The sequence below is a fragment of the Streptomyces sp. genome, assembly GCF_031181555.1.
Classification (GTDB): Bacteria; Actinomycetota; Actinomycetes; order Streptomycetales; family Streptomycetaceae; genus Streptomyces; species Streptomyces fimbriatus.
Genome location: NZ_JAPSKQ010000073.1, coordinates 22669 through 30161, shown reverse-complemented (window position 1 = coordinate 30161; position 7493 = coordinate 22669). Strand labels below are relative to the sequence as shown.

General features: G+C 69.7%; 6 protein-coding genes. All 6 read right to left on the bottom strand.

Features of this window, described 5'->3' with window-relative positions:
* Window positions 1–213: 213 nt before the first annotated feature.
* The 6 genes from RIM90_RS16865 to RIM90_RS16840 are packed head-to-tail and all read right to left on the bottom strand — an operon-like array spanning window position 214 to window position 7416.
* Complete coding sequence (locus RIM90_RS16865) at window positions 214–1632, bottom strand: FAD-dependent oxidoreductase (protein ID WP_309061529.1); 1419 nt, start codon at window positions 1630–1632, stop codon at window positions 214–216.
* A gap of 34 nt (window positions 1633–1666) precedes the next feature.
* Window positions 1667–2470 (bottom strand): ABC transporter permease, encoded by an 804-nt coding sequence (locus RIM90_RS16860; RefSeq protein WP_309061528.1) that lies wholly within the window; start codon window positions 2468–2470, stop codon window positions 1667–1669.
* Window positions 2471–3403, bottom strand: a complete 933-nt coding sequence (locus RIM90_RS16855; protein ID WP_309061527.1) for an ABC transporter permease — start codon at window positions 3401–3403, stop codon at window positions 2471–2473.
* Entirely contained in the window at window positions 3403–4578 is a 1176-nt protein-coding gene (locus tag RIM90_RS16850; RefSeq protein WP_309061526.1) for an ABC transporter ATP-binding protein, read from the bottom strand. The genes RIM90_RS16855 and RIM90_RS16850 overlap by 1 nt, the downstream gene beginning before the upstream one ends.
* 4 nt (window positions 4579–4582) lie before the next feature.
* Window positions 4583–5830: a spermidine/putrescine ABC transporter substrate-binding protein gene (locus RIM90_RS16845; RefSeq protein WP_309061525.1), complete on the bottom strand. Its 1248-nt coding sequence runs from the start codon at window positions 5828–5830 to the stop codon at window positions 4583–4585.
* 50 nt (window positions 5831–5880) lie between these two features.
* Window positions 5881–7416 (bottom strand): gamma-aminobutyraldehyde dehydrogenase, encoded by a 1536-nt coding sequence (locus RIM90_RS16840; RefSeq protein WP_309061524.1) that lies wholly within the window; start codon window positions 7414–7416, stop codon window positions 5881–5883.
* Window positions 7417–7493: the final 77 nt, after the last annotated feature.

The following is a 7493-nucleotide window of genomic DNA, read 5'->3' as shown; positions in this document are numbered from 1 at the left end:
CGGGCGGCCGACGAGAGCGCGGTCGTACCGGTCGCGGCGAGGGCCGTGGCGGTGAGCAGCGCGACGAAGGGCCGGCGGGCGAGAGGTCTGGAGCGTTCCACGAGTGCCTCCGGACACGGGGGAGATGAGGAGGGTGGAGCGCGCCCAACTTGGTCCAGACCAATCGGGTTGTCAAGACCTCTGCCGCCGACTGCCGCATCAGCCGCTGTCGCCTCAGCTGTCGAAGCCCAGCCCCAGCCGGTCCATCGTCCGCAGCCACAGGTTGCGGCGCCCGCCCTGTGCGTCCGCCCGGGCCAGTGACCACTTGGTGAGCGCGATGCCGGTCCACGCGAACGGCTCGGGCGGGAACGGCAGCGGCTTCCTGCGCACCATCTCCAGCTCCGTGCGCTCGGTCCGCTCCCCCGCCAGCAGGTCCAGCATCACCTCGGCACCGAAGCGGGTGGCGCCCACGCCGAGCCCCGTGTAGCCCGCCGCGTACGCCACCTTCCCCGCGTGTGCCGTGCCGAAGAACGCCGAGAAGCGGGAGCAGGTGTCGATCGCGCCGCCCCAGGCGTGGGTGAAGCGCACGCCCTCCAGCTGCGGGAAGCAGGTGAAGAAGTGCCCGGCGAGTTTGGCGTAGGTCTCCGGCCGGTCGTCGTACTCGGCGCGCACCCGGCCGCCGTACGGGTAGATCGCGTCGTAGCCGCCCCACAGGATGCGGTGGTCGGCGGAGAGCCGGAAGTAGTGGAACTGGTTGGCGCTGTCCCCGAGGCCCTGGCGGTTCCTCCAGCCGATCGACGCGAGCTGGCCGGCGGTGAGCGGCTCGGTCATCAGGGCGTAGTCGTAGACCGGGACGGTGTAGGGGCGGACCCGTCTGACCAGGTTGGGGAAGACGTTGGTGCCGAGGGCCACCGTGCGGGCGCGGATCCGCCCGTAGGGGGTGCGGACGGCCATGCCGGCGCCGTACCGCTTCAGGGTGAGGGCGGGGGTGTGCTCGTGGATCCGGACGCCGAGTTCCCGGCAGGCCCGCTTCAGGCCCCAGGCGAGCCTGGCCGGGTGGAGCATCGCCACGCCCCGTCTGTCCCACAGACCCGCCCGGAAGGTCGGGGAGTTCACCTGTTCCCGTACCGCTTCGGCGTCCAGGAACTCGATGCCCTCGGCGAGGCCCGCGCGCTCGATCTCCTCGTACCGGTCGCGCAGTTCCCGGGCCTGGTGGTCCTCGGTGGCGACGTCGATCTCACCGGTGCGTTCGAAGTCGCAGTCGATGGAGTGGCGGGCGACCGTCTCCTCGATGGCGTCGAGGTTGCGGGCGCCCAGTTCCTCCAGCTTGTGGATCTCGTCCGGCCAGCGGGTGAGTCCGTTGGGCAGGCCGTGGGTGAGGGAGGCGGCGCAGAACCCGCCGTTGCGGCCCGAGGCGGCCCAGCCCACCTCGCGGCCCTCCACCAGCATCACGTCCCGCCCGGGGTCGCGTTCCTTGGCGAGCAGCGCGGTCCACAGCCCGCTGTAGCCGCCGCCGACGACCAGCAGGTCGCAGGTCTCGGTGCCGGTGAGGGCGGGCTCGGGCGCGGGCCTGCCGGGATCGTCCAGCCAGTAGGACACCGGCCGGGCTTCGGAAAGGGATTTCGTCCAGCGGCTCATGGCGCTCGGGGCCATGATTTCAACTCCCTACGGGGGACTGCGGTTTCTTCTACAGGGCCTTCTGCCGCCTGCGCCGGTTCCCGACGATCATCGAGACCAGCACCAGCAGGACGGCGACGACGAACATGGCCGTACCGATGACGTTGATCTGCACGGGCGTTCCGCGCTGCGCGGATCCCCAGACGAACATCGGGAAGGTGACGGTCGAGCCGGCGTTGAAGTTGGTGATGATGAAATCGTCGAAGGAGAGCGCGAAGGCGAGCAGCGCGCCCGCCGCGATGCCGGGGGCCGCGATCGGCAGCGTGACCCGGACGAACGTCTGGAACGGACCGGCGTACAGGTCCTGCGCGGCCTGCTCCAGTCGCGGGTCCATCGACATCACGCGCGCCTTGACGGCGACCACGACGAAGCTGAGGCAGAACATGATGTGGGCGATCAGGACCGTCCAGAAGCCCAGCTGAGCGCCCATGTTGAGGAACAGGGTGAGCAGCGAGGCCGCCATGACCACCTCGGGCATCGCCATCGGCAGGAAGATCAGCGAGTTCACGGCGCCGCGGGCGCGGAAGCGGTAGCGGACCAGCGCGAAGGCGATCATCGTGCCGAGCAGGGTGGCGCCGAGCGTCGCCCACAGCGCGATGTGGAGGCTGAGCGACAGGGAGGCGCACAGCCCCGAGACGCCGCAGGGATCCTTCCACGCCTCCGTGGAGAATTCCTGCCACGTGTAATTGAACCGCCCCTTCGGATTGTTGAAGGAGAACACGGTGACGATGACGTTCGGCAGGAGGAGGTACGCGAGGGTCAGCAGTCCTGCGACGACGACGAAATGGCGCTTGAGCCAGTTGACGAAGGTCATTTAAACCAGATCCTCCGTGCCGGACTTGCGGATGTAGAAGGTGACCATGAAGAGGATCGCGGCCATCAGGATGAACGAGAGCGCCGCGGCCGTCGGATAGTCGAGGATCCGCAGGAACTGCGACTGGATCACGTTGCCGACCATGCGGGTGTCGGTGGAGCCGAGCAGGTCCGCGTTGACGTAGTCGCCGGTGGCGGGGATGAACGTCAGCAGCGTGCCGGAGACCACGCCGGGCATCGACAGCGGGAGGGTGACCTTGCGGAAGGTGGTCGACGGCCTGGCGTACAGGTCGTTCGCCGCCTCGTGCAGACGGGGGTCGATGCGCTCCAGCGAGGTGTAGAGCGGCAGGATCATGAACGGCAGGAAGTTGTACGTCAGACCGCAGACGACCGCGAGCGGAGTGGCGAGCACCCGGTCGCCGGCGGTCCAGCCGAGCCAGCTGGTGACGTCCAGGACGTGGAGGGCGTCCAGGACGCCGACCACCGGGCCGCCGTCGGCGAGGATCGTCTTCCAGGCGAGCGTGCGGATCAGGAAGCTGGTGAAGAACGGCGCGATCACCAGGATCATGATCAGGTTCCGCCAGCGTCCCGCGCGGAACGCGATCAGATACGCCAGCGGGTAACCGAGCAGCAGGCACAGCACGGTCGCGGAGGCCGCGTAGAGCACCGAGCGGACGAACTGCGGCCAGTACTCGGACAGCGCGTCCCAGTAGGTCGCGAAGTGCCAGGTGACCCGGTAGCCCTCCTCCAGGGAGCCCGTCTGCACGGACGTGGAGGCCTGGTAGATCACCGGCAGCGCGAAGAAGACGAGCAGCCACAGCAGGCCGGGCAGCAGGAGGAGGTACGGCGTCCAGCGGCCCCGCCTGCGCGGCCTGCGCGGCGGTTTCGTCTCCGGGGCGGGCGCCAGGGGTGGCGCCTCGGTGACCGCGGCCATCAGGCGACCTCTTCCTCGACGGTTTCCACGCCCGCGTCGATGTCCTGCGCGGCGTCGAGGCCGAAGGTGTGCGCCGGGTTCCAGTGCAGGACGACCTCGGCACCGGGCACCAGCCGGGCGTCGCGGTCGATGTTCTGGACGTACACCTCGAAGTCGGAGCAGACCGGGCTGTCGACGACGAACTGCGTGGAGACGCCGATGAAGCTGGAGTCGGCGATCCGGCCGGTGATCCGGTTGCGGCCCTCGGGGATCCCGCCGGCGTCGTCGGCGTGGGTGAGCGAGATCTTCTCCGGGCGCACGCCGACCAGGACCTTGCCGCCGGTCGCCGTGGGCGCGCTGGTGCGGGCCCGGGGCAGGACGAGCTTGCCGCCGCCGGCCTTCAGCACGATCTCGTCGCCGGATGCCGAGTCGACCTCGGCCTCGATGAAGTTGGAGGTGCCGAGGAAGTTGGCGACGAAGGTGGTGCGCGGGTTCTCGTACAGGTCGGCGGGCGAGCCGAGCTGTTCGACCCGGCCCGCGTTCATCACGGCGACCGTGTCGGCCATGGTCATGGCCTCCTCCTGGTCGTGCGTGACGTGCACGAAGGTGATGCCGACCTCGGTCTGGATCCGCTTGAGCTCCAGCTGCATCTGGCGGCGCAGCTTCAGGTCGAGGGCGCCGAGCGGCTCGTCGAGCAGCAGCACCCTGGGGTGGTTGATGAGCGCGCGGGCCACCGCGACGCGCTGCTGCTGGCCGCCGGAGAGCTGGTGCGGTTTCTTGCGGGCCTGCTCGCCGAGCTGGACCAGCTCCAGCATCTCCTCGACCTGCTTCTTCACGCTCTTGATGCCACGCCGGCGCAGACCGAAGGCGACGTTCTCGAAGATGTCGAGGTGCGGGAAGAGGGCGTAGGACTGGAAGACCGTGTTCACCGGCCGCTTGTACGGCGGGAGGGCGGTGACGTCCTGGTCGCCGAGGTGGACGGTGCCGGACGTGGGCTCCTCCAGGCCGGCGATCATCCGCAGGGTGGTGGTCTTGCCGCAGCCGGACGCGCCGAGCAGGGCGAAGAAGGAGCCCTGCGGCACGGTGAGGTCGAGGGGATGTACGGCGGTGAAGGAGCCGTAGGTCTTGCTGATGCCGGTGAGGCGGACGTCCCCGCCGCCGTTGCCGGCCGTGGTGGTGTCTTTCGTCGTCTTCATCTCGTCACGCCCCAGTGAGCTTCGCGAACTTCTCTTCGAACACCGTTTCTTCCTTGGAGCTCAGGGAGCGGAAGGCACGGGACTTGGCCTGCATGGCCTTGTCGGGGAGGATCAGCGGGTTGTTCGCCGCGTCCTGGTCGATCTTCGCGAGCTCGTCCTTCACTCCGTCGACGGGGCAGACGAAGTTGATGTAGGCGGCGAGCCGGGCGGCCGGCCGCGGCTCGAAGTAGTAGTCGATCAGCCGCTCGGCGTTCGTCTTGTGCCGGGCCTTGTTGGGGATCAGCATGGCGTCGGTGGACGTCATGTAGCCGCTGTCGGGGATCAGGAACTCGATGTCCGGGTTGTCCGCCTTGAGCTGGACGACGTCACCGGCCCAGGCCAGGCAGGCGGCGAAGTCGCCCTTGGTGAGGTCGGCGGTGTAGTCGTTGCCGGTGAAGCGGCGGACCTGTCCCCTGTCGACGGCCTTCTGCAGCCGGGCTATCGCCGCGTCGTAGTCGTCGGCGGAGAACTTCGCCGGGTCCTTGTCCATGTCGAGCAGGGTCATGCCGACGGTGTCGCGCATCTCGGTGAGCAGACCGACACGGCCCTTGAGCTTCGGGTCGTCCAGCAGGTCGGAGAGGGTCTTCACCTCGACGCCGTCGAGCGCCTTCTTGTTGTAGGCGATGACGGTGGAGATGCCCTGCCAGGGATAGGAGTAGGCGCGGCCCGGGTCCCAGTCGGGGTTGCGGAACTGGGCGGACAGGTTGGTGAAGGCGTTCGGGAGGTTGGCGGGGTCCAGCTTCTGCACCCAGCCGAGGCGGATCAGGCGGGCGGCCAGCCAGTCGGTGAGGACGACGATGTCGCGGCCGGTGTCCTGGCCGGCGGCGAGCTGCGGCTTGATCTTGCCGAAGAACTCGGTGTTGTCGTTGATGTCCTCGGTGTACTTGACCTTGATGCCGGTCCGTTTCGTGAACGCCTCCAGCGTGGGGTGCCTGCGTCCGCTGTCGTCGACGTCCATGTACTCGGTCCAGTTGGAGAAGTTGACGGTCTTCTCCTTCTCGGAGTGGTCCTCTGCCGAGACGCCGCCCTGGGTGTTGCCGGCCGCGGGGATGCCGCAGGCGCTCAGCGTCCCGAGTCCGCCGGCCGCGAGCGCGCCGCCCGCGGAGGCACGCAGCAGGGAACGGCGGGTCAGGGCCGCCCGGCCGGTGCGGAAACTGCGCCGCATGGCGGCCACCTGGGCCGGGGAGAGGCGGTCGGGCTCGTACTGCTCCATGCGCGTGGTGCCCTTTCGGGAGGATGGCCGCGGGTCGGGCGGCCTGGCTGCTATCGGTCCCCGAAGACGGTGCGGTGCCAGTCCTTGCGGACCACCGCGGTGTTGTCGAACATGACGTGCTTGATCTGGGTGTACTCCTCGAACGAGTACGTGGACATGTCCTTGCCGAAGCCGGACGCCCGGTAGCCGCCGTGCGGCATCTCGCTGATGATCGGGATGTGGTCGTTGATCCACACGCACCCCGCCTTGATCTCGCGCGTGGCGCGGCCCGTGCGGTACACGTCCCGGCTCCAGGCGGAGGCGGCGAGCCCGTACGGGGTGTCGTTGGCCAGCGCGAGGCCCTCGTCGTCGGTGTCGAAGGGCAGGACGACCAGCACCGGCCCGAAGATCTCGGACTGCACGACCTCGCTGTCCTGCGGGGCGTCGGCGATGAGGGTGGGGCGGTAGTACGCGCCGTTCGCGAGCTCGCCCCGCGGGGCCTCGCCGCCGGTCACCACGCGCGCGTAGGCACGTGCCCGGTCGACGAATCCGGCCACCCGGTCGCGCTGGGCGTGGGAGATCAGCGGGCCGAGGTCGGTGCCGGGGGCGAAGGGGTCGCCGAGCCGCACCGTCTCCATCAGGGCGGCCGTGCGCTCGACGAACGCCTCGTAGAGCGGACGCTGCACGTACGCGCGCGTGGCGGCCGTGCAGTCCTGCCCGGTGTTGATCAGCGCGCCCGCGACCGCGCCGTTGACGGCGGCGTCGAGATCGGCGTCGTCGAAGACGACGAAGGGCGCCTTGCCGCCGAGCTCCAGGTGCAGGCGCTTGACGGTGGCGGTGGCGATCTCGGCGACGCGCCTGCCGACCGCGGTGGATCCGGTGAAGGAGGTCATGGCCACGTCGGGATGGCCGACCAGGTGCTCACCCGCCTCCCTGCCGGTGCCGGTGACGATGTTGACCACCCCGTCCGGGAGGCCGGCGTCGGTGGCGGCCCGGGCGAAGAGGAGCGAGGTCAGCGGGGTGAGTTCGGCGGGCTTGAGGACGACGGTGTTGCCCGCGGCGATCGCCGGGAGGATCTTCCAGGCGGCCATCTGGAGGGGGTAGTTCCAGGGCGCGACGGAGCCGACGACGCCGATGGGCTCACGGCGGACGTAGGAGGTGTGGTCGCCGGAGTACTCACCGGCCGACTGGCCCGTCAGGTGGCGGGCCGCGCCGGCGAAGAAGGCGATGTTGTCGACCGTGCCCGGCACGTCGAACTCCCGGCTCAGCTTCAGCGGTTTGCCGCACTGCAGGGACTCGGCCCGCGCGAAGTCCTCGGCGCGCTCGGCGACGACGGCGGCGAACCGGTACAGGGCGTCGGAACGCTCGCCCGGGGTGGCACCCGCCCAGGCCGGGAACGCCTCACGGGCCGCGGCGACGGCCGCGTCCACGTCGTCGGTGCCGGCGAGTTCGTAGGTGTGGACGCCTTCGCCGGTGGCCGGGTCGACGACCGTGTGGGCACGGCCCGAGGTTCCCTTCGTCACGCGGCCCGCGATGAACTGCGCCCCGTCCGCGAAGCGGTCCTGGGCGGGGAATCGTTCCGGGGTGGCGTTGCCCGGGTTGTGCATGTCGCTCTCCTCCGTGTCCCCGAGGGGGCGGCGTGGCTCCAGCTCGATTTGAGTGCCGATCCTGACAGAGGCGCAGG